Origin of the sequence: Yinghuangia sp. YIM S09857, from assembly GCF_051388915.1 — a bacterium.
Taxonomy (GTDB): Bacteria; Actinomycetota; Actinomycetes; order Streptomycetales; family Streptomycetaceae; genus Yinghuangia.
Map to the genome: position 1 here is coordinate 461,157 of NZ_JBPKBH010000004.1, position 24,296 is coordinate 485,452.

Sequence of the window (24,296 nt, forward strand, 5' to 3'; positions counted from 1 at the left end):
CCGGTTGGGGCCGGGCGCGCCCGGCCAGTAGAAGAGTCCTCATGAGCGACTTCCGCATCCGGGCCGCGACGGCCGACGACATCGACGACGTGCTGGCCTTCTGGGAGACCGCCGCCGGGGGTACGAGCATCAGCGACGACCATGACGGCGTCGCCCGGTTGCTTGTCCGCGACCCCGAGGCGCTGCTGCTCGCCGTCTCCGACGGGGCGGAAGGCGACGGCGGTGACGGCGCGATCGTCGGGACCGTCATCGCCGGGTGGGACGGCTGGCGCTGCCACCTCTACCGCCTCGCCGTCGATCCGGGCCACCGGCGCCGCGGCATCGGCCGCCTGCTGCTGGACGCCGCCGAACGCCGGTTCGTCGCGCTCGGCGGACGACGCGGCGACGCCATGGTGCTGGACCGCAACACGCTGGGACGCTCGGCATGGGCGGCGTCCGGTTACGAGCCCGAGCCGCACTGGACCCGCTGGGTCAAGCCGCTCCCGGCCGCGTGACGCTCAGCCCGAGCCGACACCGATCCCGATCCCGATCCCGATCATGATGCCGAACCCGACTCCGACGCCGTCCCGAGGTTGGCGAGTGCTTCGCCGGTGAGCCGGTAGACCGTCCACTCGTCCTGCGGGGCCGCGCCCAGGGACTTGTAGAAGCCGATGGCCGGATCGTTCCAGTTGAGGACGGACCATTCGACGCGCCCGTACCCGCGCTCGACCGCGATCCGGGCGAGTTCGGCCAGCAGCGCGCGGCCGTGGCCGCCGCCGCGCGCGTCGGGCGTGACGTACAGGTCCTCCAGGTAGATGCCGGGCCTGCCGAGCCACGTGGAGTAGGTGGTGAACCACAGGGCGAAGCCCCGGGCGGTGCCGTCCGGATCCTCGGCGATCAGCGCGTTCGCCGCCGGGGCCGGGCCGAACAGGTCGCGTTCGAGGTCGGCCTCGGTGGCGTGCACCTCGTGCGCGGCCCGTTCGTACTCGGCGAGTTCGCGGATGAAGCGCAGGATCGTCGGGACGTCGTCGCGCGTGGCGGTTCTGATCATGTGCGGCACGGTACCGGGTGGTTCGCCCGCCGGGCCACGCCGTTGCCGGGACGCGCGGGGCCGCGCGCCGGCCGCCGGCACAGCCGCCCGTGGCGTATCGCACGTGCCGTCGCGCTTGCGCCCGCACGCGCTCCCGCGTGGACTGTCCTGCGCCGGGAACCGCGGACGCGTTCCCGGCATCCCCGCAAGGGGGTAGCGTCCCTCACGCCACCTGCCAGTCGCCCGCAGCCGCGCTGTTCCCGGAGCGGGCGCACCGGCAGTTGTCGCGTCGGCACGCCGTCCTCCACGATGTCCGTCCACACGTTCCATCGCCTGTGCCACCTCCAGTCCCATCCTCGGTCCCACCGCCCGTTCCACCGCGCTCCGCCCTGTCCCCGCAAAGGAGTTCCCGTGACCGCCGCGCCCGTCCCCTGGACGCTCGACCACCTCACCGGCCAGGAGGTCGCCGTTCCGGCGATGCGGCAGACGATCAGAGCGATATATGCCGAGGTGTACGGAGAAGAACCGTATCTTCGCTCCGAGTCCGACGCCCGCGACTGGATCGAGAACGTGCTGCCCCAACACCTGGACGCGCCCGGCTTCTCACTGGTCTTCGCCCGCACCACCGCGGACTCCACGCCCATGGGCTTCGGCCTGGGCGTGCCGCTGCGCGCCGACACCCGCTGGTGGGCCGGCATGGTCGACCCGCTGCCGGAGCCGATGACCGCCGAGGACGGCCGTCAGACGTTCGCGGTCCAGGAGTTCGCGGTGCGAGCCGCGTACCGCCGCCAGGGCCTCGGCACCGCGATGCACAAGGCCCTGGTCGGGCCGTGGACCGGAACGCGCACCACGCTGACGCTGCGCGCGAGTTCGCCCGCCGCGGTGGGGTTCTGGGACAGCCAGGGTTATCGCTCGGTCGGTTTCTCGCGTCCCTACCCGCTCGCCCCGCTCTACACGATGATGCTGCGCGACCACACGCCGCCGAGCGGTTGGGGAGGCTGACCGGGCGGCACGAAACCACACGCCACTACGACAGCAGCGGGATGATCCGCTCGCCGTAGGCCTTGATCGTGGACTCGCGCGCGTCGTGCATCGCGTACACCGCGAACTGGTCGACCCCCAGGTCGCGCAGCTCCATCAGCCGCTGCATCTGCGCCTCGACCGGGCCGATGAGGCAGAACCGCTCGACGATCTCGTCCGGGACGAAATGCGTCGACGGGTTGTCGGCCCGGCCGTGGTGCGCGTAGTCGTAGCCCTGCCGGTCCTTGATGTAGTCGGTCAGCTCCTCCGGGACCGCCGACGAGTGCTCGCCGTACCGCGCCACCAGGTCGGCGACGTGGTTGCCGACCATGCCGCCGAACCACCGGCACTGCTCGCGCGCGTGCGCGATCGCGGCCGCGTCGTCGTCGCAGACGTACGCGGGCGCCGCGACGCACACCTTGATGGCGTCCGGGTCCCGGCCGGCGCGCACGGCCGCCGTGCGCACCGCCTTGACCATGTACTCGGTCAGGTAGGGGTCGGCCAGTTGCAGGATGAACCCGTCGGCCTGACGTCCCACCAGCTCCAGCGCCTTCGGGCCGTACGCCGCCATCCACATCGGCAGGCCGGAGCCCTCGCGCACCCACGGGATCCGCACCCGGGTGCCGTGCATGTCCACCTCGCGGCCCTCCGCGAGCTCCTTGACGACGCGCATGGCCTCGCCCAGGCGTTCCAGCGTCGACGGCTTGCCGCCGGGGACGCGGACCGCCGAGTCGCCGCGCCCGATGCCGCAGATCGTGCGGTCGCCGTACATCTCATTCAGCGTCGCGAACAGCGAGGCGGTGACCGTCCAGTCGCGCGTCAGCGGGTTGGTGACCATCGGGCCGATGGTGAGCGACGACGTCTCGGCGAGCACGCGGCTGTAGATGACGAACGGCTCCTGCCACAGCACCACGGAGTCGAACGTCCAGCCGTGCGTGAACCCGGCGCGTTCGGCGGTCTTCATGAGCTCGACCACCTCGGACGCGGGCGGGTCCGCCTGGAGCACCAGACCGAAGTCCATGCGTGTTTCTCTCCTTCGGTTCACACCAGGTACTGGCACGTGTCGCGCTTGAGGTACGCCCCGTGTCCGGCGCGCCCCGTGTACTGCCCGTCGTCCACCACGACCGTGCCGCGCGACAGGACCGTCCTTGCGCGGCCCGTGAGTTGCCGGCCCTCGTAGGCCGAGTAGTCGACGTTCATGTGGTGTGTCGCGGCCGACACCGTCTGCTGGGCGGCCGGGTCGTAGACCACCAGGTCGGCGTCAGCGCCCGGGGCGATGGTCCCCTTGCGCGGGTGGAGGCCGAACATGCGCGCCGGGGTGGCGCACGCCAGCTCGATCCAGCGGCGGCGGCTGATGTGCCCGTCGACCACCGCCTGGTGCAGCAGGTCCATGCGGTTCTCGACGCCCGGGAGACCGTTGGGGATCTTCGAGAAGTCGTCGCGCCCCAGGTCCTTCTGGCCTGCGAAGCAGAACGGGCAGTGGTCGGTGGACACCACGGACAGGTCGTCGGACCGCAGCCCGCGCCACAGGGCGGCCTGGTGCTCCACCGGCCGCAGGGGAGTGGAGCAGACGTACTTCGCGCCCTCGAAGCCGGGGCGCGCCAGGTCGTCCGTCGACAGGAACAGGTACTGCGGGCACGTCTCGCCGAACACGTTGAGGCCGAGGTCCCGCGCGGCGGTCAGTTCGGCGACCGCCTCGGCCGCCGACACGTGCACCACGTACAGCGGACTGCCCGCGACGCGCGCGAGCTGGATCGCGCGGTGGGTTGCCTCGGCCTCCAGCAGGGCCTTGCGGACCTCGCCGTGCACGCGCGGGTCGGTGCGGCCCGCCGCGAGCGCCTGCTCGATCAGGACGTCGATGGCGATGCCGTTCTCCGCGTGCATCATCGGCAGCGCGCCGTTGTCCGCGGCCTGCTGCATCGCGCGCAGGATGCGCCCGTCGTCGCTGTAGAGCACGCCCGGGTACGCCATGAACATCTTGAAGCTCGTGACGCCCTCGCCGACGAGCTGGTCCATCTCCTTGAGCACCGCGTCGTTCACGTCCGCGAGGATCATGTGGAACGCGTAGTCGACCGCGCAGTTTCCCTCGGCCTTGGCGTGCCACGCGTCCAACCCGGCCCGCAGCGTGCCGCCGACCTGCTGGATCGCGAAGTCGACGATCGTCGTAGTGCCGCCGAAGGCCGCGGCGCGGGTTCCGGTCTCGAAGGTGTCGGAGGCGACCGTGCCGCCGAACGGCATCTCCATGTGCGTGTGCGCGTCGACGCCGCCCGGGATCACGTACATCCCGGTCGCGTCGATGACGCGGTCCGCGCCGGGGACCCAGGCCTCGGCGACGTCGGGCGCGGCGATCGCGGCGACGCGCTCGCCGTCGACGAGGACGTCCGCGTGCGTTTCCTCGGCGGCGGTCACCACGAGGCCGCCGCGGATCAGGGTGCGGGCCATGGCCTCACGCCTCCGTGAGCGGGCCGTACGCGTCGGGGCGCCGGTCGCGGTAGAAGGCCCATTGGTTGCGGACCTCGTCGATGAGGCCGAAGTCGAGGTCGCGGACGACCAGTTCCTCGTCCCGCTCGGAGGCCGGCTCGCCGACGAACTGGCCGCGCGGGTCCACGAAGTAGCTCGTGCCGTAGAAGTCGTTGTCGCCGTACTCCTCGACGCCGACGCGGTTGATCGCCGCGACGAAGTACTCGTTGGCGACGGCGGCCGCGGGCTGTTCGAGCTGCCACAGGTACGCCGACAGGCCGCGGCTGGTGGCCGACGGGTTGTAGACGAGCTGCGCCCCGGCCAGGCCGAGGGCGCGCCACCCCTCGGGGAAGTGGCGGTCGTAGCAGATGTAGACGCCGATCCTGCCGACCGCGGTGTCGAACACCGGCCAGCCCAGGTTGCCGGGGCGGAAGTAGTACTTCTCCCAGAAGCCCTTGACCTGCGGGATGTGGTGCTTGCGGTACTTGCCGAGCACGGTGCCGTCGGCGTCGATGACCGCCGCGGTGTTGTAGTAGAAGCCGGACTGCTCGACCTCGTACACCGGCACCACGAGGACCATGCCGAGCTCGCGCGCGAGGGCGCTCATGCGGGTGGTGGTCGGGCCCTCGGGCACCGGTTCCGCCCAGCCGTAGTGCTCCGGTTCCTGGACCTGGCAGAAATAGGGGGCGTTGAACACCTCCTGGAAACCCATGATCTGGGCGCCCTGGGCGGCGGCCTGCCGGGCGTACGCCTCGTGGACGTCCACCATCGACGCGCTGTCTCCGGTCCATTTGGCCTGTACGAGCGCGGCGCGCACGATCTGCGGCATAACGAACCCCCTCATGACTAGGCAAATCCCCCGCAAAGGGAAGCGACGACTGTAACTCCGCGACCTGCCCCGGGAGAAGCAGGAAGCGCCGACGAATCGACGTGTCGCGGCTTGCCGCGGCGCACGGCGGCCGCGAGCATGATGGCATTACCAGCCGGTAGTGATCTCGGGAGGGCGGCGGCATGGCGGAGCGACAGGCGGCGGACGGCGGACACCCGCTCGATCTGCGGACGGCGGCCAAGACGCTGGAGGCCCAGCCGTTCAGCGTGCTGGTCGGCGCTCGGCTGGCGGCGTTCGGCGAGGGCGGCGCGACGATCGAGGTCGACGTACGCGAGGAACTGCGGCAGCAGAACGGGTTCGTGCACGGGGGAGTGCTGGCGTACCTCGCCGACAACACCATCACGTTCGCCGCGGGCACGGTCCTGGGATCCGCCATCCTGACCGCCGGCTTCGCGGTCACCTATGTCCGCCCCGCCTCGGGCAACCACCTCCGCGCCCGCGCCACGGTCCTGACGTCGACCCGCTCCCAGGCGGTGTGTTCGTGCGAGATCGTCGCGGTGGGAGAGGACGGAACCGAGCGCATCTGCGCGACCGCGCAGGGGACGGTCCGCCGGGCGCAGTAGGGGCCGAGCGCAGTAGGAAGGTGCCGGGCCGCGCCGCGGATGCGGCTGCCCGGACGGGCCGGCAGTCACCACGGCCCTCGCCGCGCGGTAGGTCGCCGACGAGGGCCCGCCCCGCCGCGCGACTTCGGGCCCGGCTGTCCCGCCGTGCGCTTGCGCGGCCGGCAGCCGCGTGTGCCCGTGGTCGCCATCGGTCCCGCGCTCCTCAACCACGGCCCGGCCGCCCCGCCGCGTACCTTCGCGGCCTGGCAGCCGCGTGTGCCCGTGGTCGCCACCGGTCCGCCTTGCTCAACGACGGCCCGGCCGCCCCGCCCCCCGCACACCTTCGCGGTCCGGCCGCCCCGCCGCGTGCCTTGGCGGCCCGCCCGTCGCGCGGTTTCGCGGTCCGGCCGCCCCGTCGTGCGCGCTTCGCCGCCCGGCAGCGGCGTGTACCCGCGGTCGGCGTCGGGGTCGTCTGCCTCGCCAGAAAATGAGTGTTGACTCTCAAATGAGAGTCGGCGATCATCCCTGCGTGCTGCCCATCCTTCCCATCCCCACCACCGACCCCGACCCCGCCGCCGACCCCCGCGATGCGGCGGAGGCCGGCAGCGGGCTGCGGGCGCGGAAGAAGCTGCTCGTCCGCGCCGCCATCGTCGACGCCGCACTCGAACTGTTCGCGGACCGCGGCTACGACACCACGACCGTGCCCGAGATCGCCGCGCGGGCGGGGGTGTCTCCGGCGACCGTGGCCCGGTACTTCCCGGCCAAGGACGCGCTGCTCTTCCCCGAGCGCGGGGTGCGCGTCCCCGCCTTGCGGGCCGCGATCCTCGACCGTCCCGCCGACGAGCCACCGCTGCGCGCCGTCCTCGCCGCGGTGGCCCGGCAGCCGCCGATGGACGCCGAGTCGCTGCGGCGACTCGCGCTGCAACGCCGCGCCATCGGCACGTCCGCCGTCCTGCGTGGACGCGCGCTGGGCCTGCTCGGGCAGTGGCGCGACGGCATCGCCGAGGCGGTCGCCGAACGCGGGGGCCTGCCCAGGGAATCCGCACATGTCCTGGCCACCGCCGTCGTGGCGGTACTCGACGACGTCACCGAGCGCTGGGCCGCCGAGGGAGCCCGCGACGACCTTCAGCAGCGCGCCCTCGCCGCCCTCGACGTTTTGCTGCTGTGACCGGGCAGGCTCACCAGTTCCCGGCGCCCGGCACCACGCCTCGCGGCGTTGCGGGCCCTTGCGAGTACGAGCGAGTACGAGCTTCGGGACCGCGCCTTGCGAGGCACGGCACCGGACACCGGGAACAGGCAAACCTCCCGGCCACAGCACCAGCCGCCGCAGCGGACCGGCGGGAGCCATGAACACCCGTCCCAGCAAGGGAGTTTCCCGTGCCCGTGCATGACAGCGACACGACTACCGAACCCGTCGCCGTGGTCTCCGCCGACTGCCACATAGGTCCGCGCCTGGTCGAGGACCTGCGGCCGTACTGCCCCGCCGACCTGCTCGACGCGTACGACGCGTATGTCGCCGACCCGAACCGCTCGCGCGGCCGCTACCTGGAGCGCGACGACGCCGTCGACCCCGACTCGCCCTGGCGCAACCGGCTCACCGACGGACACCACGACCCGGCCGCCCGCCGCCGCGACCTCGACCGCGAGGGCGTCGCCGCCGAGGTCATCTTCCACGGCAGCCAGAACGACCAGCCGGTGCCCTTCCAGACCTCGATGCTCGGCGCCAACGACGACCCCGGCCTCGCCGCCGCCGGGATGCGCATCTACAACCGCTGGCTCGCCGACGTGTGCGCCGCGGCCCCGAACCGGCACGTCGGTCTCGCGCACCTGCCGATGTGGGACGTCGACGCCGCCGTCGCCGAGCTGCGCTGGGCGGCGGACGCCGGACTCCGCGGCGTTAACTTCCCCGCGCCGCGTCCGTGGCTGCGGCACTACAACGACCGCGCCTGGGAGCCCTTCTGGGCCGCGGCCGAGGAACTGTCGATGCCGCTCACCACCCACTCCGGGGCCGGCGACCCGACGCTGTACGCGGGCCCCGAACTGGGCGCGCTCCAGCAGATCGAGTCCGGCGGCTGGTTCAGCCGCCGCGCCGCGCACCACATGATCTTCTCGGGCGTGTTCGAGCGGCACCCCGGCCTTGTGCTGGTCCTGACCGAGCAGCCGGGAGAGTGGTGGCCGTACCTGGCCACCGAGCTGGACACCGTGCACATGTCCGCGACCCGGGGCAACGCCAAACTGGCCGCACTGGTCCCCGAGCTCCCCAGCCACTACCTGCACCGCAACGTCTACATCGGCGGCAGCTTCCTCTCCCGCACCGAGGCCGTCGGGGCGATCCGGGACGGGTACGCCGACCGCATCATGTGGGGCTCGGACTACCCGCACATGGAAGGCACGTACCAGTACCAGCGCCCCGAGACGCCGGAGGCCGAGCGTGTCGCGATGGGCAAGCTGTCGATCCGCGCGACCTTCGCCGGGCTCGACCGCGAGGCCGTACGCGCCATGCTCGGCGGCACCGCGGCCAAGGTCTACGGCCTCGACCCGGCCGCCCTCGCCGCCACCGCCCGGGAGATCGGCGCGATGACCGGCGACGAGATCGACGTGCCGCTGGACGCCGTCCCCGCCGGTGCCAGCCCCTTCGCCTTCCGCACGGTCGGCCCCTGGGCCTGACCGGCTCCCCGTACGCCCGCCACCACCTCCCCACCCCGCACCGCCGCCACCCGTCCTGCCGTCCCGACCCCGTCGTCCCGGGGCCGGGCGGCCTGCCGGGCGTGCCCCAGCACCGACGGGAGTCCCCCATGCGTACGTCCAGAACCCCGTACCGAATCCTGCACAGAACCCCGCCCGCAAGCCCGCACCGAACCCCGCACCGAACACTGCGCCGCAACCCGCGCCGGGCCCTCGCCGCGGCCGCCGCCGTCCTGGCCCTCACCCTCGCCTCCGCATGCGGAGGCGGCGGAGGAGGGACCGGAGGCAGCGGCGCCTCCGGCCCGGCCCGGCAAGGCGGTTCCGCGACGATCCTGCTGCCCACCGAGGCCGTCCGCGGCCTGGACCCGACCGCGGCCGCGGTCACCGGCGTCGGCGACGGCAACCGCCTCGCCGCGATCTACGACGTGCTGTTCTGGATGGACCCGAAGACCGGCCAGGTCAGCCCCGGCATCGGCGAGAGCATCACCGGCTCCGAGGACGGGCGGGTGTGGACGCTGCGCATCAGGCCCGGCGTCCGCTTCTCGGACGGCACCCCGTACGACGCCGAGGCCGTGCGCTTCACCTACGAGCGCCACGCGGACCCCGCCAACCGCTCGCCGCAGCTCTCCAGCGCGGCCGGGCTGCGCCTCCAGGTCGTGGAACCGCTCGTCCTGCGCATCGAACTCCCGGCGCCCAACGCGCACTTCGACCGCGTGGTGGCGAAGAACCTGACCTACATCGGGTCGCCCGAGGCCTTCCGCAAGGACCCGAAGGGCTTCGGCACCAAACCCGTCGGGGCCGGGCCGTTCGTGCTCAAGGAGTGGCAGCGCGACGCGCAGATGGTGCTGGAGCGCAACCCGGCGTACTGGCAGCCGGGCAAGCCCGCGCTGGACCGCGTCACCTTCAAGGTCGTCGCGGACATCCAGCAGGCCATGGGCACGGTCGCCACCGGCGGTGCCACCGGCATGGTCACGGTCGACTACCAGCTCATCGACAAGGGCCGCAAGGACGGCGTCACCGTCGAGCAACTCGACCTGTCCGGCGGCAAGATGGTGGTCTTCAACTCGGCCGCGCCGCCGTTCGACGACCCGCGGGCGCGGCGGGCGGTCGTCCTCGCGCTCAGCGCGGAGGGCTTCAACTCGGTGGTGTACCAGGGCAAGGCGCCGGCCGCCCGAGGGATGTTCGCGCCGGGGACGGCCTTCCACGACCCCGCTTTGCGCACTCCGGACGACGACACGGCCGAGGCGCAGCGGCTGCTGGACGAACTGGCCCAGGAGGGGCGTCCGCTCGAATTCACCTTCACGACGTACGCGTCGCCGCCGAGCGTCAAGACGGCCGAGTACATCCAGTCGAGGTTGCAGACGCTGCGGAACGCCACGATGCGCATCGAGACGTTGGAGCCGGGCGCGATGACCCTCAAGACCCAGATCTCCCGGGACTTCCAGGCCTCGGTGTACACACTGTGGATCGACGACCCCGAACCCGCGCTCTACACCTTCCTGCACAGCGGCGGCGCGTCGGCGTGGACCGGGTACCGCAACGCGGACGTGGACCGCGCGCTGGACACCGGGCGGAGCAGCACCGACCCCGCAGTGCGCGCCGCGGCGTACGCCGAGGTGCAGCGCCGCCTGGACGCGGACCTGCCGGTGTGGGTGTTCCAGAACGCGGTCGCGGCGGTGGCCCACAAGGGCACGCTGACCGGGATCACGATGTTCAACGACGGCACGGTGCTGTACGACCGCCTCGCGCTGCGCGCCTGACCCGCCGCCCGACGGTCCGGGCCCGGAGTCCACGGGCCCGGACCCCGAGGCCCGGACCCGGCAGACCGACCCGGCAGACCGGATCCCGCGGGCCGGGACCCCGCTGTCCGGAGCCCCGCTGACCGGGCGTCAGGCTTCGGCCGGCCGCTCGTTGTAGACGCCCGCGGTGTCCTGCCCCGAGAGCTTCTGGATCGCCTCCATGATCTCGTCGGTGACCTCGCGGCGGGCCTTGGCCACGTCCTTGCGCTCGTAGTGCGCGGAGAAGTCGAGCGGTTCGCCGAACCGCACGAGGGCCTTGGGCTTGAATTTGGGGATGCGCGTGCCGACCGGCTGGACCTTGTCGGTGTCGATGACGCCCACCGGCACGACCGGCACGCGTGCGGTCAGCGCCAGCCACGCGACGCCGGTCTTGCCGCGGTAGAGGCGGCCGTCCAGCGAGCGGGTGCCCTCGGGGTAGATGCCGAACGCCATCCCGCGGTCGAGCACGCCCTTGCCGGCTTCGAGCGCCGCCATCGCGCCGCGCTTCTGCTCGCGCGGCACCGGGACCGCGCCCAGGCCCTCGAAGAACGCCCGGCTGGCCCGGCCCTTGATGCCCTTGCCGTCGAAGTACTCGGCCTTGGCCAGGAATGTCACCTGGCGCGGCGCGACGATCGGGATCACCAGGCTGTCGCAGAACGACAGGTGGTTGCTGGCGATGATCACACCACCGGTCTTCGGCACGTTCTCGGTCCCCTCGACATGGGGACGCCAGATCGCCCGCGAGGTCGGCGCGACGACGCGATGCATGAAGTGGTAGATCAGCACGGCTTCCCCCGGTCGGGATTAGGGCAGGGGTCACCCTACCCATTCGAGGGACCTTCATGATGAGCCGCCCACCCCTACGAGTGGTTACCGGCCAGTCACGTTGTGCGCTCCCCGGGCGCACGCCACCCGCGGGATCCGGTCACTTGCCGAGCGTCACTTGCCGCGCAAGGGGCGGAAGAACGCCCGGACGTCCTCGACCAGGGCGCCCGGCTCCTCCATCGCCGCGAAGTGCCCGCCCGCCGGCATGTCGGTCCAGTGCGTGACGTTGTACTGCCGCTCGGCCCAGCGCCGCGACGGCGTGCCGATCTTCTCGGCGGGGAAGTACGCGTACCCGGTCGGCACCTCGACGCGCTGCCCGGCCCTGGGGGACGGGGTGTTCGCGTTCTCGTAGTAGATCCGCGCGGCCGAGTGCGCGGTCGCGGTCACCCAGTACAGCGTGATGTTCGTGAGCAGTTCGTCGCGGGTGAAGCGGCTCTCCACGTCGCCCCCGCAGTCGCTCCAGCCGCGGAACTTCTCGACGATCCACGACGCGAGTCCGGCGGGGGAGTCGACCAGGCCGTGGCCCAGCGTGTACGGCTTGGTGGCCTGCTGGCGCAGGTAGCCGGCCTCGGTGCGGCCGAGTTCCCGCATGCGCGCGAGCGACGCGCGTTCGGCCTCGGTGAAGTCGGCGGGGTCGTCGTCCGGCGCCGGTCCGGCGATGATCAGGTTCACGTGCAGGCCCGCGACGCGGGACGGGTAAGCGCGGGCCAACTCGGTGGAGACCATCGAGCCCCAGTCGCCGCCCTGCGCGCCGTAGCGCGCGTACCCGAGGCGGTCCATCAGCCCGGCGAGGGCGGACGCCATGCGCGCGGGGTTCCAGCCGGGCTCGCGGACCGGGCTCGACCACCCGTAGCCGGGCAGCGAGGGGCACACGACGTGGAACGCGTCCGGGCCCGGTTCGGTCAGCGGGCCGACGATCTTCAGGAACTCCGCGACGGATCCCGGCCATCCGTGGCTGATCACCAGCGGCAGCGCGTCGGGGTCGGCCGAGCGGGAGTGCAGGAAGTGCAGCGCCTGGTTGTCGATCTCGGTGACGAAGTTGGGGTGCGCGTTCAGCTCCGCCTCGTGGCGGCGCCAGTCGTACTCGTCCCGCCAGTACGCGCACAGGTCGCGCAGGTAGGCGGTCTCGGTACCGGCGTCCCAGCCCGTGCCCGGCACCGGCTCGGGCCAGCGGGTGCGCGCCAGGCGGTCGCGCAGATCGTCCAGGACGGCGTCCGGCACCTCGATCCGGAACGGGCGGACGGTCGCGTCGGCGGGCACGGCACCAGGCTGGGTCATCGCGGCATCCGATCCCCGGCCGCGGGCGGCCGGACGTATGACGGGTCGTCAGTTCCTTGTGTCCTATCCCGAACCTGTGCGGACATCAAGCGGGGACCGGCGCCGTTTCGCCATACTGCCCGGGTGAACTCGCCGTTCCCACCGCAGCAGCCCGGCCGGAACCCGGCACGGCCGCGGCAGGCGTGGGAGCCGCACCACGCGTGGCACGGGCAGGCCGTGCCGCCGCAGTTCCCGTACGGCATGCCCCCCGGCGGCACGCCGCAGCCGGACACCCGGGCGCCCATACCGCTGCCGCCCGAGGCGGTCCCGCCGGACACCCGACCGTGGACCACCGCCGCCGCCCAGGTGTGGGCGGCGATACGGCCGCCGCGGTGGACGACCCCGTACCTGCCCGTCGCGGCGATCGTCGTCGGCGTCATCGGCCTCGGCTCGGTTCCGGTGGACTCCGCATGCGACGCCGACGCCGGGGAGTGCGGCCCCCAATGGGTCCTCTACGTCCTGCTCGGCGGCCTCCTGCTCGCCGTCGCCGCGCTCTTCGCCCAACCCGTCCTGGCCGTCGTCGGCGCCTTCATCGGCCTCGGCCTGGCACTCGTCCTCTACCCGCCGCGCCCCGAGGACGTCGGCGCCACCTGGCCGTGGTGGCTGCTCCTCGCGGGCCTCGCGTGGGCCGTCGTGACCGCGGCGGTGCGCGTCACGCGCGTACGGGACCAGCGCTACGCCGCCGAGGAGGCGGCCGGGGCGGTGTCCCACCCGGTGCCCGCCGCCGTCCTCGGGCGCACCGTGCAACGGGCCGCGGTACGCCTGGTGTTCGGCCTCGGCGCGCTGGTGACGACCGGACTGTGCGCGGGGGGCCTGGTCGACGCCTTCGCCGACGACCGCGCCCACGCCCGGCGCGCCGAAACGGTGTGGGCGACCGTCGTCGAGGTCGACGACACGACGACCACCGTGCGGGTCGACGGCGAGAGCGAGCCGCGGGTGTCGGAGAGCGACGACTACGACCGCGAGGTGGGCGACCGGGTCGGCGTGCTGGTCGACGGCGACTGGACCCGGCTCGCCGACGAGCGCTTCGACGGCATCGCGTGGTGGCTGGGGATCCTGGTGTGCGCCGTCCCGGGTCTCATGCTGACCTCGGGCGCGCTGCGCACCCGGCGGCGGGCCCGGCGCCTGCGTCCCGGCGGGTCGGCGGTGGCGGCGCTGCGCGTGCAGGTGCTGTTCGTCGACAGCCGGACCGTGCAGGTGTTCGCGGAGGACGACGAGGCGCGCGCGTGGCCGTTGTTCCGCACGAAGGTGGAGTACTGGGCGACGCCGTTCGGGGCCTACCCGCCGTCGCCCGCCACGGAGGGCGTCGACCTCGCCAAGAAGGCCGGGGCCGCGCCGAGCGCCGCGCAGTACGCCTACCCGCCGATGTGGCACCCGACCCCGTGGCGGCCCCGGGCCTGCGAGGCGGTCCTGTTCGGACCGCCTTACGCGGGCGCCGAGTTCGTGATGCTCGTGGCCCGCGAGCAGGACACCCCGTGCGTCGCGGTGTCGGCGCGTGCGGTACGCCCGCTGCGCACGGTCGGCGCGCGTCCGGAGCGGCCGCCGGGGCACTGAGACGGTGTCGAACTGCCGCCCGTTGTGCCGATGTCGCTCAGGCTGCCGGGGCGAGATCGACGCGCACCGTGGCCGGGGTCGTCGCGAACCTGCGGAGCGTGCGCGCGTGACCGGCCGGGAAGGCGGCGAGCCGGGCGGCCACGTCGTCGTCCGGGACGAGCGCCGCGACGCCGGGCAGCCAGCGGCCGCGCAGGTGCAGCCGCACGTTCGGATCGGCCAGCAGATTGCGCACGTACCCGGCGCGTCGACCGTGCTCGGCGACCAGCCACACCACCGAGTCCGGGTCGCGGCGCACCCCGACGACCGTGCGGCGCGGGCGCCCCGTCGTGCGGCCGGTCGTCTCGATGACGGCGTGGTGGGGGAGTACGCCCGAGCACGCGAGCACCCGCATCGGCGGATTGAGTACCCAGCGCTGGAGCCGGCGGCCCCGCACGCGGCCGCGGCGCGCGTCGGCGGCGTCCAGGGCCGTGGCTTGCGCGCCGGTCGTCGGCGCGACGGTCAACGGGCCCGCCCCCAGCACGCGGCGGCTGACGACGTCCGCGTCGACAGGGCTCCCGTCGAGGCGGCGGACGGCGGGGATGTGCAGGGCGCTCCACAGCAGAAAGGCGGTCCCCGCCGCGACTTGGGCGGAACCGCCGGTGACGGCCTCGGACCAGTCGAACGCGCGGGCGGCGACACACCACAGCACCCCTGAGCCGCCGATGACGACGGCGTCGGCGAGGACGGTGGCGCGCATGTGGCCCCGGGACTTGCGGCGGCGGCCGGGACGGACGCGCAGCACGCGCTCGCCGACGCGTCCGACGCGCACCCCGTGGGCGAGGGCTTGGCAGACGACGGCGGCCGCGGCCAGGGCGACCCCGGCGGCGACGGCCACCACGGGGCCGCTCCACTCGACGAGCACGCCGGGCCACGCGGAGACGACCCAGGCCGCGCCGACGACGGCCCAGGCGATGCCCTCCCATTGGAGCGTCTCGGCGCGCGTGGCATGTCGGCCGCGGGTGCTGCGCGCCCGCGCGACTGCGCGTTCGTCGCCGGACCCGTCGGCGGAGGCGGGACGACGGGACGAGGCAGCGAAGGAAGTAGTCATACTCATAAACATAACGAGTGTCATGAAAATTGGCAACGGCTGCGCGGCCGACCGCTCCGGTCGGCGTTCCTCAGCCGATTACCGTGCCCGGCAGGAGAGTTGGTGGCTCCTGAGTTGATCCGCCAACCGCCGTGCGGCGCGCCCGAGCCGCTCCCGGTCGTCCGTGGCCAGCAGATCGAGCAGCATCCCGGCCAGCGCCGAGGCGGCGATCGTGGCCTCGGCCTCGGCGTCCTCGCGCGGCATCCCCGCGACGACCAGGTCACCGGCCAGCAGATCGACCCACGCCGACATCAGCCGTGCCCGGAAGTCCCCCGCGAGCAGGTCCGCGACCCGGGGGATCGTCAACGCCTCGAACACCAGCCGCACACGCGCCAGATGCTCGGGGACCGCGACCCAGTTCCAGTACGCGGTCACCACCGCACCCACGTCCCCCGCCGCATCGCCCACCGCGCCGCGAGCCGTCGCGACCTGCTCGGCCTCCACGAACTCCAGCACCGCGCGCAGCAGTTCCTCCTTGGAGCCGAACTGGTAGGAGAGCGTGTACGTACTCACCCCCAGTGCCCCCGCCAACGGCCGCAACGACAAGTCCCCCAGCCCCGTACGAGCCAGCTCGTCCACCACGGCCCGCAAGATCTCCGGCCGCCGCTCCGGGTTAGGTTTCCGTCCCATGCCTCGGAAACTACCGGACACAGCGTGGACGGGACGGGCCCCGCCGCCGGGCCCGCCAAACCCCACTCCCTCCCCGCCGAGCCGGTTCCCTCCCTGCGGCGGACGCCGCTACGCGCCGGTGGTGGAGCCCGGGCGGACGATCATCAGGATGGTGACCACGGCCCACAGCACGTTGAAGACGCCCGTGAACATCGCCAGGCGCACTGTCGCTTCGCGGCCCGGGAGGGGACCGCGGTCTGCCGGCGGGGAGTACAGGGCGTTCACGATGGCGGCTTGGCGGGGGAGGATCAGGCCGCCCAAAGCGGCGGCGGCCAACGCGGTGAGCACGATCGACACGATCAGCCATGCGCTGCCGAGAACGCCCATGCTGCTCGCCGTGCCGAAACCGAACACCGGGACGGCCGCGCCGATGAAGGCGTACGTCACGCAGATGCGGTGCAACTGCCGCACCGACGACACCGCCCCCGGGTCCCCCGGGTCGGCGAGTGCGCGCCGTGCCTCGGTCGGGAAGCGGCTCGCCGCGACGGTCACCGGCCCGATGGCGACGATCGCCACCAGGACGTGCAGGATCAGCAGGAATTTGGACACGGCGGTGGTTCTCCCGGATGGGCGGAAACGCGACGGCAACGACGCTAGGCCGCACTCCATGGCCCGAAGAAGTGGCGAAAGTGACAGGTTCCAACGGGTTCTCGCCACAACGTCTGTAGGCGGTGGTTGCGATGCGTGGCAGGTAGGACCCCAGTTCAGAGCGGTTGGCGGCAATCGGGTGGAGGGCTAGTGTTGCGCCATGCACACGGTCGCCGTCCTCGCGCTCGACCGGGTCGTCGCGTTCGACTTCGTGACCCCGATGGAGGTCTTCAGCCTGACCCGCCTCCCGGACGGGCGGCCCGGTTACCGCGTCATCGTGTGCGCGGCCACCCCCGACGTGGAGTCCGCGCTGTTCGGGATCCGCGCGCCGTACGGCCTCGACGCGCTGGAGCAGGCCGACACCGTCATCGTCCCCGGCACCCACGAGTTCTCCGCGTCCGTGCCGGACGAGATCCTGGACGCGCTGCGCAAGGCCGCGGCCGACGGTACCCGCATCGCGTCGATCTGCGCGGGTGCGCTGGTCCTGGCAAAGACCGGTCTTCTCGACGGCCTCCGCGCCACCACCCACTGGCTGGCCGCCGACCGCCTCGCCGAGAGGCATCCGGACATCGAGGTCGACCCCAACGTCCTGTACGTCGACAACGGGCAGATCCTCACCTCCGCGGGCGCTGCCGCCGGGCTCGACCTGTGCCTGCACATGGTGCGCCGCGACTACGGCTCCGCGGTTGCCGCCGACACCGCGCGCCTGGCCGTCGTTCCACTCGAACGCGAGGGCGGGCAGGCGCAGTTCATCGTGCACACGAAGCCGCCCGCACCGGCCGGCTCGGCGATGGAGCCCCTGCTGCGCTGGATGGAGGACAATTGCGGCCGCGACCTCAGCCTGGACGACGTCGCCGCCGAAGCCGGTATGAGCACCCGCACGCTCAACCGCCGCTTCCGCGAACAGACCGGCACGACCCCGCTCCAGTGGCTGCAGCGCTCCCGGGTGCGCCGGGCCCAGTACCTCCTGGAGTCGACCACCCACTCTGTCGAACGCATCGCCGTCCAGGCAGGGTTCGGCTCACCCACCGCGTTCCGCGACAGGTTCAAGCGCACGGTCGGGGTCAGCCCCCAGGTGTACCGCAGATCCTTCCGCGCTCCGGAATACCCGGGGCCCTGATCCGGTCGCCGGAGCAGGTGGCTGGAGCAGGTGGCTGGAGCGCGCGGCCGGAGCACTGGCCTGAGCACGTGGCGAGAGCAGGTGGCCTGAGCATGTGGCTTGAGCGTGGCCCCGATGAGTTCCCTGAGCGGGTGCCCTGCGCCGCGGTCCGGCCCAGGGCACCCGTCCTCAAGGCGCCGTCAGCGCCTCCGTCGGCGGCAGCCGGGACGCGCGGATCGCCGGGTAGAGGCCGGCGACGGCGCCGATCACCAAGGTCGCCGCCAGGCCCCCGCCCGTCGCCCACAGCGGCAGGACGGCAGGCCACCCGCGCGTGCCCGCGTACACCGTCGTCACCACCGCGCCGAGGAGCACCCCGCCGACGCCGCCGAGCGCCGACAGCAGGAGCGACTCGGCGAGGAACTGCGTGCGGATCTGGCCCCGCGTCGCTCCCAACGAGCGCCGCAGGCCGATCTCCGCGCGGCGTTCCAGCACCGAGATCACCATCGTGTTGGCCACCCCGACGCCGCCGACCAGCAGTGCGACCGCGCCAAGGCCCAGCAGCAGTCCGGTGAACGCGCGATCGGTGGCGTGCCGTGCGGCGAGCGCGTCGGAGGGGCGTGAGACGTTCACCTCGTTCGGCGCCGCCGGATTCGCGGTCGCCGCCAGCACGTCGCGGACCGCCTCCACCGCGCCGTCGTCCGACCGCGAGTACACCGTCGTCGGATGCCCGTCGAAACCGAGCAACGCCGTCGCCACCGGCCACCCGATCAGCGCCGACGCGTTCAACTCCGGTGCGAGCGGCACGGGTTCGAGGATTCCGATGACGGTGAACCACTCGCCGCCCGCGAACACCCGGATGTCCGGCCCCGCGGCCCCCACCCCCAGGCGCTCGGCGGCGTCCGACCCCAGTACCACCGCCGGATAGCGCTCGGTCGCCGCATTGAGCCACGTCCCGTCCGCCAGCGCCGCGCCCACGGTACGCGGCAGGTCCAGGTGCGTCGCCCGCACCGTCATCGCGCCCGACTGCGCCGCCGGAATACGGTCGTTGCGGTAGACCTTCGTCTCCGGTACGTCCCCGACCGCCGCGACCTGCCGCACCGGACCGATCCGGGCGATCATCGGCACCGACTCCGGCGGCAGGCTCGCGTTCGCCCCGGACAGACTCTGTCCGGGCGCCACTGTCAGCAGGTTGGTACCCAACGCGTCCAGTTCCCGGTCGAGTTCGGCACGGCTCGATGACGAGATCCCGGCAACCGCCGTCATCGCGGCGATGCCGATCGCGATGCCCAGCGCCGACAGGAACACGCGCATGCGGCGCGTCCGCAGACCCGACACACCCACGCGCCACACGTCGCGCGGACGCAGTCGCGCGGGGGAGAGCAACTGGGCCATCTCACACCACCTTTCCGTCGCGCATGGCCACCTGTCGGGGCAGCGACGCGGCGATCTCGCGGTCGTGCGTGATGACCACGACCGTCGTACCGGCCGCGTGCAACTCCCGTAGCAGCGCCATCACTCCCGCGCCCGACGCCGAATCGAGGTTCCCGGTCGGTTCGTCCGCGAGCAGCAGCGCCGGTTCGCCGACCACCGCACGGGCGATCGCCACGCGCTGCCTTTCGCCGCCGGAGAGTTCGTGCGGCATGTGGTCGAGCCGGGTGCCGAGGCCGACGCGCATGAGCGTGCGTTCCGCGCGGCGACGGCGTTCGCGCAGCGGAACTCCCGTATACAGCAAGCCGTCCGCGACGTTGTCCACCGCGTTCTGACCCTGCGCCAGATGGAACTGCTGGAACACGAACCCGATCAGGCCCGCCCGCAGCGCCGACAACCGGCGGTCGGACAACGCGGCGATGTCGTGCCCGTCTATGCGCACCACACCCGTCGAGGGGCGGTCGAGCGTGCCGACGAGGTGCAGCATCGTGGACTTCCCCGAGCCGGACGGGCCGACGATGGCGACCAGTTCGCCGCGCGCGATGGTCAGGGACACCTCGCGCACGGCGGCCACCCCGCCCGGATAGGTCTTGCCTACCGCCGCCAACTCGACCAATGGCGTGGCCTCCTGGCGCAACGGCAGCTCCCGGAGCGAGGCGTCCGTATCCCGGAGCGCCGTACCGTACGCCGTCACGTCGGCATCCCCACGACCGCGCCCTCGGCGATCCCGCTTCCCGACACCTCGACGCGCCCGTTCGCGAACATCCCCGTCTCGACCGCCACGATGCGCGTCGCCGCGCCCTCCACGAGCTGGACGCCGTACCCGCCCTCGGCCAGCGCGAGCAGCGCCGCCACCGGCACGGTCAGCACCCCCTCGCGCCGGGACGCGGTGAACACGACGCTCACCGCGGCCTGGTCGAGCCCGTCCAGCGACCGCTGGTCCTCGACGTCGACGGTGACGCGGATCTTCGTCTTGGCGTCGCCCGAGCCGTCCCCGCCTCCGCCGCCTCCGTCGTCGCCGTCATCGCCCGCGTCGATGACCGTCAGCGTCCGTGCGACCTTCCCGTCGACCGTGCGGCCGTCCGGCAGCTTCACGGTGACAGGTGCCCCGATCGTCGCGAGCCGCTGCTGCGCCACGTCCAGGTCCACCACCACGACGCGGGTGAGCCCGGTGTGCGTGAGCACCGCGCCGCCGGGCTGCACGGCGTCGCCGACCGCGGCCTTGAGGGTGTCGACGCGGACCGGGCCGGCCGCGTAGACGACGCGGCCCAACTCCAGCGCGCCGGTCTGCTCCAGGCCGAGGGACTTCTGCCACTTCCTCACCGCCGTCGCGGTGGCGGACGTGTACTCGTCGTCGATCGTGAACCCGCGGTGGCCGAGCGCCCACAGGTTCTCCTCCAACTGCCGGACGTCCGCTCCCTCGGCGTCGACCGCGAGCGCGCGGTACGCGGGCAGCGCGCCGTACAACAGCACGACCGGCGTGTTGTCGAGGTGGTAGAGCGGCTTGCCGCGCTCGACAGCCGAGCCCGCGGCGGGCAGCCCGGTCACCGTGCCGGTCAGGCGTCCCGACACGGCCGTCTGGTCGCCGTGGCCCAGTTCGCCCGTCTCCGTCTCGGTGTCCACGAGCGTCTGCCGTGTCACCGGCGCGGTGGTCGGGGGCAGCCCGCGATTGCCGCCGCCGCCGTCGCCGGACGGCTCGCCGCCGCCGAACTCCGGCCGGAAGCCGAGCCCGGTCGCGGTCCCGGCCGCCACCGCGACCACCGCGACGGCCGCCCCGACCACGCGCCCGGTACGTCGGCGCCGCCTGCGCCGCGGGGCCGAGGCCGGGGTGTTCTCAGGGCCGGCCGGTTCGGTCGGGGCGGTCAACTCGGCAGGTCCGATCCCCGCGCCCGCATCTGACACATCGTCAGGTTTCGACCTCGCGTCCGGCCCGGACCCCGCGTCCGACCCCCGCACCTCCTCCGCCCCACTCACGGCGTCTTCACGTCGTTCACGCCGCCCTCGCCACCCGGGGGGAGCATGTTGCACTTCTTGCTCGCCGCGTCGAACGCCGGGTTCGACGGGTCGAGCCCGCTACCCGGGTCGTTCTGGATCTGCAAGCCGCCGTCCGGGCCCGGGTCGGGGAAGTTCGGCACGCCGTTCTCGCGCATGCACTTGGCCAGCTCGCGGTTGCGCTTCGCGATCTCCGGGTCGACCGGCTTGTTCTCCCCGGCGTTCGGCAGGAACTTCTTGCACACCTTCTCCGCCGCGTCGACGGCCTGCCGATCCACTCCCTCCGGAACGCTGATGTCCAGCCCGCCGTTGCCTTTCTGCACCGGGTCCGGGAACTGCGGCACGCCGTTCTCACGCATGCACTGCGCGTACCGCAGCGACTCCGCCAGCGCGTCGCCCGGCTCAGAGCCGTCCTTCGCCGCGCCGCTCGGGCTGTTGCTCGCGCTCGCCGACGGGTTGTCGGCACTGGCCACTTTGTCGTCGTGCCCGGACGACCCGCATCCGGCCAGCGCCACGGCCAGGGCCAGCATCACGCCGGCCACGGCAGTCCGGCCGCCCCGCACGCCGGGGCCGGTTCGTGTCACGGTATGCATCGCCGCGTTCCTCCTCCGCGGCCGGACGTCCGCCGACCGCTCCCGCCGCATTCGAGCCGACCGCGGCTGTCCCGGCCGTTTCCGAAAGCGCTAACGCGGAGGAAACGCGGCCCTCGCGAGCATGGGCCGATGCGCATATTGGTGGTCGAGGACGAACAACTGCTCGCGGACGCGGTCGCCAAGTGGCTGCGCGGCGACGCGCACGCGGTCGACGTCGTGCACGACGGCGGCACCGCCACCGAGCGGATCATGGTCAACGACTACGACGTGGTCGTCCTGGACCGCGACCTGCCCGTCCTGCACGGCGACGAGGTCTGCCGCCGCATGGTCGCGGACGGTTCCCCCGCCCGCGTGCTGATGCTCACCGCCGCGACCGAAGTCGGGGACCGGGTCGCCGGGTTCGCCCTCGGCGCCGACGACTACCTGCCCAAGCCCTTCGCCTTCGAGGAGCTTTCGGCACGGGTCGTCGCCCTCGGCCGCCGTGGCGGCCCGACCGCGCCGCCGGTCCTCCAGCGGGCCGGGATCCGGCTCGACCCGCATCGGCGCGAGGTCTACCGCGACGGACGGTACGTACCGTTGTCCCGCAAGGAGTTCGCCGTTCTGGCCGAACTCCTGCGCGCCGACGGGGCCGCGGTCTCCGCCGAAAAACTCCTGGAGAAGGCGTGGGACGAGAACGCCGACCCGTTCACCAATGCGGTCCGCATCGCCGTCCTCAAACTCCGCCGCAAGCTCGGCGACCCGGCCGTCGTGGTCACCGAACCGGGAGTGGGGTACCGGATCCCGTGACGAATCCGCTGCGCCGTCCCGCTCGGCTGACCCTGCGGGCCCGTCTCACACTTGTGTACGGCTGCCTGTTCATGCTCGCCGGGGTCCTCGTCCTCGGCACGACGTACGCCCTGCTCGCCCAGCAATTCCGCGAGCGCGGCGACAAGATGCTCTCGCACCAGATCGGCCCCGACGGCAACCCCCTTGCGCCGCCCGAGACTCCGTCCGCGATGCCGCCCGAGCACACAATCTCTTCCGGCGTCGGCCCCGACGACGGCACCCTCGACTACCAGACCGTCGAGCGCACGCAGGACGACGCCCTGTCCGCGCTCCTCACCCAGGGCGGCATCGCGCTCGCGGTGGTCGGCGCCGTGTCGGTGGGCTGCGGCTGGCTCATCGCCGGACGCGTCCTGCAACCGCTCCAGAGCGTCACCGACACCGCTCGCCGCATCTCCGAGGCCCCGGCCGCGGACCGCAGTCTGCACGAGCGCATCGCGCTCAAGGGGCCGCGCGACGAGATCAAGGAACTAGCCGACACCTTCGACGTCATGCTCTCCCGGCTCGACCACGCGTTCGACGGGCAGCGGCGGTTCATCGCCAACGCGTCCCACGAACTGCGCACGCCGCTCTCGCTCAACAAGGCCCTCCTGGAGGTCGCGGTGCGGGGCGCGGACACCTCGGCCGAGGTGCGCCGGCTCGGCACGACCCTGCTCGACATCAACGCGCGGCACGAGCGGCTCATCGACGGCCTTCTGCTGCTTGCGCGTTCGGAGGCCGAGGTGGCCGAACGGGCGTACGTCGACCTGGCCGACGTCGTGGACCACGTCGTCGCGCAGCTCGACCCCGGCCGGACCAAGGTCGTCGCGGCCCCGGACGAGGCACCCGTCACCGGCAACCCCGTGCTGCTCGAACGGCTTGTGCAGAACCTCGTCGAGAACGGCGTGCGGCACAACCTGCCCGAGGACGGCTGGGTCCGCGTCGACTGCGGTACGGAGGACGACGGGACCGTGCGGCTGGAGGTCAGCAACTCCGGTCCCGTCGTGGCCCGTTACGACGTCCCCGCGCTCTTCGAGCCGTTCCGCCGCCTCTCCGCCGACCGCCTCGCGGGCGCGCCCGGCGCGGGCCTCGGGCTGTCCATCGTGCGCGCGGTCGCCCGGGCGCACGGCGGAGACGCCCGGGCCGAACCCCGCGAGACCGGCGGACTGCGCGTCGTCGTGACCCTGCCGAAGGCCGACGACAGTTGGCCGGCCGAACCCGACGCGGCGGATCCCCGGCACGACGCCGCACGGCTCGTCGCCTGATGCTACGAGCGGTCGGCGTCGAGAGCGTGGTCCTTGAGGAACGCGCCGGCATGGGCTGCCGCCTCTTCCACGGTCGCGTAGCGGGTTCCTTCGGTGGCCGGGGCGCATGCTCCGTCGGCGCCCACACCTGTCCAACGCCAGTCGCCGGAAGGCGCCTGGGTCAGTTCGGCAGTGCCCCCGAAGAGCGCGAGCGTGCTCCTGCCCGCCGCCGCGGGCGCTGAGCGGCTGACCGCGTCGGGCCACTTCTTCCGGGCGCCTTGCCGGGTGATGCCCCAGGCGGCCCCCATCTGTTCGTAACTGGCCCCGTAGGAGCCGGCCGTTGCCGCCGCGTGCGCGGTCAACCGCCTGACCTCGGCGTCCATCACCTTCCAAGCGGCCAGGACGGACAGTGCCACGTCGACAGGATCCGCCGCCCACATCCGGTCCGCGGGCAGCCCGGTCTGTCGGGAGCGGATCGCCGAGGCCAGCGGGTTCAAGGCGTCGTACAGCGCCTTGTCGAGTTCCACCTGTTCGTCCGGGGTGATCTCAGAAACCGTCATGCGACAACTATAGTTCCCAAATCCGCTTTAAGGAAACAAAAGTTTCCACGCGGGCCGCAATCCGCCGCACCGGATTCACCGCATGCCCCGGCTCGTCGCCACGGTCTGTGTACGTCC

24 protein-coding genes are annotated in these 24,296 nt (G+C 72.8%); 10 read left to right on the plus strand and 14 right to left on the minus strand.

Translation table 11 applies throughout. From position 1 onward, the window contains the following. Positions 1-41 precede the first annotated feature (41 nt). Complete coding sequence (locus tag ACRX5S_RS10930) at positions 42-494, plus strand: GNAT family N-acetyltransferase (protein ID WP_436772640.1); 453 nt, start codon at positions 42-44, stop codon at positions 492-494. Positions 495-535: 41 nt separating this feature from the next. Here ACRX5S_RS10930 and ACRX5S_RS10935 read toward each other — a convergent pair whose 3' ends face one another. Continuing rightward, positions 536-1,030: an N-acetyltransferase family protein gene (locus ACRX5S_RS10935; RefSeq protein WP_436772641.1), complete on the minus strand. Its 495-nt coding sequence runs from the start codon at positions 1,028-1,030 to the stop codon at positions 536-538. Between the two features lie 390 nt (positions 1,031-1,420). On the opposite strand from ACRX5S_RS10935, the gene ACRX5S_RS10940 reads away from it, so the two are divergent. Next, complete coding sequence (locus tag ACRX5S_RS10940) at positions 1,421-2,011, plus strand: GNAT family N-acetyltransferase (protein WP_436772642.1); 591 nt, start codon at positions 1,421-1,423, stop codon at positions 2,009-2,011. 25 nt (positions 2,012-2,036) lie between these two features. Here the strand turns inward: ACRX5S_RS10940 and ACRX5S_RS10945 are convergent, their stop codons facing one another. Genes ACRX5S_RS10945 through ACRX5S_RS10955 form a run of 3 tightly spaced genes read right to left on the minus strand, consistent with a single transcriptional unit; the run spans position 2,037 to position 5,318 of the window. After that, complete coding sequence (locus tag ACRX5S_RS10945) at positions 2,037-3,050, minus strand: TIGR03842 family LLM class F420-dependent oxidoreductase (protein ID WP_436772643.1); 1,014 nt, start codon at positions 3,048-3,050, stop codon at positions 2,037-2,039. Positions 3,051-3,070: 20 nt separating this feature from the next. Beyond that, the gene (gene hydA, locus ACRX5S_RS10950) at positions 3,071-4,471 is read right to left on the minus strand and encodes a dihydropyrimidinase (protein ID WP_436772644.1); all 1,401 of its coding nucleotides are present in this window, start codon (positions 4,469-4,471) and stop codon (positions 3,071-3,073) included. 4 nt (positions 4,472-4,475) lie between these two features. Then, positions 4,476-5,318: a nitrilase-related carbon-nitrogen hydrolase gene (locus ACRX5S_RS10955; protein WP_436772759.1), complete on the minus strand. Its 843-nt coding sequence runs from the start codon at positions 5,316-5,318 to the stop codon at positions 4,476-4,478. Between the two features lie 182 nt (positions 5,319-5,500). On the opposite strand from ACRX5S_RS10955, the gene ACRX5S_RS10960 reads away from it, so the two are divergent. The 4 genes from ACRX5S_RS10960 to ACRX5S_RS10975 all read left to right on the plus strand — a co-directional run bounded on the left by ACRX5S_RS10960 (position 5,501) and on the right by ACRX5S_RS10975 (position 10,365). Continuing rightward, positions 5,501-5,941: a PaaI family thioesterase gene (locus ACRX5S_RS10960; protein ID WP_436772645.1), complete on the plus strand. Its 441-nt coding sequence runs from the start codon at positions 5,501-5,503 to the stop codon at positions 5,939-5,941. 508 nt (positions 5,942-6,449) lie between these two features. Further along, complete coding sequence (locus ACRX5S_RS10965) at positions 6,450-7,088, plus strand: TetR/AcrR family transcriptional regulator (protein WP_436772646.1); 639 nt, start codon at positions 6,450-6,452, stop codon at positions 7,086-7,088. A 209-nt stretch (positions 7,089-7,297) separates the two neighbouring features. Next, complete coding sequence (locus ACRX5S_RS10970; RefSeq protein WP_436772647.1) at positions 7,298-8,587, plus strand: amidohydrolase family protein; 1,290 nt, start codon at positions 7,298-7,300, stop codon at positions 8,585-8,587. A 128-nt stretch (positions 8,588-8,715) separates the two neighbouring features. Further along, positions 8,716-10,365, plus strand: a complete 1,650-nt coding sequence (locus ACRX5S_RS10975) for an ABC transporter substrate-binding protein (RefSeq protein WP_436772648.1) — start codon at positions 8,716-8,718, stop codon at positions 10,363-10,365. Positions 10,366-10,494: 129 nt separating this feature from the next. Here ACRX5S_RS10975 and ACRX5S_RS10980 read toward each other — a convergent pair whose 3' ends face one another. Both ACRX5S_RS10980 and ACRX5S_RS10985 read right to left on the minus strand, forming a co-directional pair. Beyond that, entirely contained in the window at positions 10,495-11,169 is a 675-nt protein-coding gene (locus ACRX5S_RS10980; protein WP_436772649.1) for a lysophospholipid acyltransferase family protein, read from the minus strand. 153 nt (positions 11,170-11,322) lie between these two features. Continuing rightward, positions 11,323-12,486 carry an epoxide hydrolase family protein gene (locus ACRX5S_RS10985; protein WP_436772650.1) on the minus strand — a complete coding sequence of 388 codons (1,164 nt, stop codon included), beginning with the start codon at positions 12,484-12,486 and terminating at the stop codon, positions 11,323-11,325. Positions 12,487-12,609: 123 nt separating this feature from the next. Here ACRX5S_RS10985 and ACRX5S_RS10990 point away from each other — a divergent pair, with 123 nt between their 5' ends. Continuing rightward, complete coding sequence (locus tag ACRX5S_RS10990) at positions 12,610-14,079, plus strand: hypothetical protein (RefSeq protein ID WP_436772651.1); 1,470 nt, start codon at positions 12,610-12,612, stop codon at positions 14,077-14,079. Positions 14,080-14,116: 37 nt separating this feature from the next. Here ACRX5S_RS10990 and ACRX5S_RS10995 read toward each other — a convergent pair whose 3' ends face one another. The 3 genes from ACRX5S_RS10995 to ACRX5S_RS11005 all read right to left on the minus strand — a co-directional run bounded on the left by ACRX5S_RS10995 (position 14,117) and on the right by ACRX5S_RS11005 (position 16,423). Continuing rightward, entirely contained in the window at positions 14,117-15,166 is a 1,050-nt protein-coding gene (locus ACRX5S_RS10995; protein ID WP_436772652.1) for a nitroreductase/quinone reductase family protein, read from the minus strand. 78 nt (positions 15,167-15,244) lie between these two features. Then, positions 15,245-15,835: a TetR/AcrR family transcriptional regulator gene (locus ACRX5S_RS11000; protein ID WP_436772653.1), complete on the minus strand. Its 591-nt coding sequence runs from the start codon at positions 15,833-15,835 to the stop codon at positions 15,245-15,247. 108 nt (positions 15,836-15,943) lie between these two features. After that, positions 15,944-16,423, minus strand: coding sequence for a hypothetical protein (locus tag ACRX5S_RS11005; RefSeq protein ID WP_436772654.1), 480 nt, complete (start codon positions 16,421-16,423; stop codon positions 15,944-15,946). Between the two features lie 199 nt (positions 16,424-16,622). Here ACRX5S_RS11005 and ACRX5S_RS11010 point away from each other — a divergent pair, with 199 nt between their 5' ends. After that, complete coding sequence (locus tag ACRX5S_RS11010; protein WP_436772655.1) at positions 16,623-17,582, plus strand: GlxA family transcriptional regulator; 960 nt, start codon at positions 16,623-16,625, stop codon at positions 17,580-17,582. 168 nt (positions 17,583-17,750) lie between these two features. On the opposite strand, the gene ACRX5S_RS11015 is transcribed toward ACRX5S_RS11010, so the two are convergent. The 4 genes from ACRX5S_RS11015 to ACRX5S_RS11030 form a co-directional block, all read right to left on the minus strand. Further along, entirely contained in the window at positions 17,751-18,953 is a 1,203-nt protein-coding gene (locus ACRX5S_RS11015) for an ABC transporter permease (RefSeq protein WP_436772656.1), read from the minus strand. Position 18,954: 1 nt separating this feature from the next. Then, the gene (locus tag ACRX5S_RS11020) at positions 18,955-19,632 is read right to left on the minus strand and encodes an ABC transporter ATP-binding protein (RefSeq protein WP_436772760.1); all 678 of its coding nucleotides are present in this window, start codon (positions 19,630-19,632) and stop codon (positions 18,955-18,957) included. Positions 19,633-19,679: 47 nt separating this feature from the next. Then, a complete protein-coding gene (locus tag ACRX5S_RS11025; RefSeq protein WP_436772657.1) occupies positions 19,680-20,891 on the minus strand; it encodes a peptidoglycan-binding protein in 1,212 nt (403 codons plus the stop codon). A 68-nt stretch (positions 20,892-20,959) separates the two neighbouring features. Then, on the minus strand, positions 20,960-21,574 hold the full coding sequence (locus tag ACRX5S_RS11030; protein ID WP_436772658.1) for a hypothetical protein: 615 nt from the start codon (positions 21,572-21,574) through the stop codon (positions 20,960-20,962). Between the two features lie 129 nt (positions 21,575-21,703). On the opposite strand from ACRX5S_RS11030, the gene ACRX5S_RS11035 reads away from it, so the two are divergent. Next, positions 21,704-22,360 (plus strand): response regulator transcription factor, encoded by a 657-nt coding sequence (locus ACRX5S_RS11035; RefSeq protein ID WP_436772659.1) that lies wholly within the window; start codon positions 21,704-21,706, stop codon positions 22,358-22,360. Next, positions 22,357-23,640: a sensor histidine kinase gene (locus tag ACRX5S_RS11040; RefSeq protein WP_436772660.1), complete on the plus strand. Its 1,284-nt coding sequence runs from the start codon at positions 22,357-22,359 to the stop codon at positions 23,638-23,640. Before ACRX5S_RS11035 ends, ACRX5S_RS11040 begins: the two co-directional genes overlap by 4 nt. A gap of 2 nt (positions 23,641-23,642) precedes the next feature. Here the strand turns inward: ACRX5S_RS11040 and ACRX5S_RS11045 are convergent, their stop codons facing one another. Next, on the minus strand, positions 23,643-24,179 hold the full coding sequence (locus ACRX5S_RS11045; RefSeq protein WP_436772661.1) for a hypothetical protein: 537 nt from the start codon (positions 24,177-24,179) through the stop codon (positions 23,643-23,645). Between the last annotated feature and the right edge of the window lie 117 nt (positions 24,180-24,296).

What these genes read in the sequence shown, in the direction of transcription:
- ACRX5S_RS10930 (WP_436772640.1), top strand. Translation starts at nt 42, where the DNA reads ATGAGCGACTTCCGCATCCGGGCCGCGACGGCCGACGACATCGACGAC.
- ACRX5S_RS10935 (WP_436772641.1), bottom strand. Translation starts at nt 1,030, where the DNA reads ATGATCAGAACCGCCACGCGCGACGACGTCCCGACGATCCTGCGCTTC.
- ACRX5S_RS10945 (WP_436772643.1), bottom strand. Translation starts at nt 3,050, where the DNA reads ATGGACTTCGGTCTGGTGCTCCAGGCGGACCCGCCCGCGTCCGAGGTG.
- hydA (WP_436772644.1), bottom strand. Translation starts at nt 4,471, where the DNA reads ATGGCCCGCACCCTGATCCGCGGCGGCCTCGTGGTGACCGCCGCCGAG.
- ACRX5S_RS10955 (WP_436772759.1), bottom strand. Translation starts at nt 5,318, where the DNA reads ATGCCGCAGATCGTGCGCGCCGCGCTCGTACAGGCCAAATGGACCGGA.
- ACRX5S_RS10960 (WP_436772645.1), top strand. Translation starts at nt 5,501, where the DNA reads ATGGCGGAGCGACAGGCGGCGGACGGCGGACACCCGCTCGATCTGCGG.
- ACRX5S_RS10975 (WP_436772648.1), top strand. Translation starts at nt 8,716, where the DNA reads ATGCGTACGTCCAGAACCCCGTACCGAATCCTGCACAGAACCCCGCCC.
- ACRX5S_RS10985 (WP_436772650.1), bottom strand. Translation starts at nt 12,486, where the DNA reads ATGACCCAGCCTGGTGCCGTGCCCGCCGACGCGACCGTCCGCCCGTTC.
- ACRX5S_RS10995 (WP_436772652.1), bottom strand. Translation starts at nt 15,166, where the DNA reads ATGACTACTTCCTTCGCTGCCTCGTCCCGTCGTCCCGCCTCCGCCGAC.
- ACRX5S_RS11000 (WP_436772653.1), bottom strand. Translation starts at nt 15,835, where the DNA reads ATGGGACGGAAACCTAACCCGGAGCGGCGGCCGGAGATCTTGCGGGCC.
- ACRX5S_RS11010 (WP_436772655.1), top strand. Translation starts at nt 16,623, where the DNA reads ATGCACACGGTCGCCGTCCTCGCGCTCGACCGGGTCGTCGCGTTCGAC.
- ACRX5S_RS11015 (WP_436772656.1), bottom strand. Translation starts at nt 18,953, where the DNA reads ATGGCCCAGTTGCTCTCCCCCGCGCGACTGCGTCCGCGCGACGTGTGG.
- ACRX5S_RS11030 (WP_436772658.1), bottom strand. Translation starts at nt 21,574, where the DNA reads ATGCATACCGTGACACGAACCGGCCCCGGCGTGCGGGGCGGCCGGACT.
- ACRX5S_RS11035 (WP_436772659.1), top strand. Translation starts at nt 21,704, where the DNA reads ATGCGCATATTGGTGGTCGAGGACGAACAACTGCTCGCGGACGCGGTC.
- ACRX5S_RS11045 (WP_436772661.1), bottom strand. Translation starts at nt 24,179, where the DNA reads ATGACGGTTTCTGAGATCACCCCGGACGAACAGGTGGAACTCGACAAG.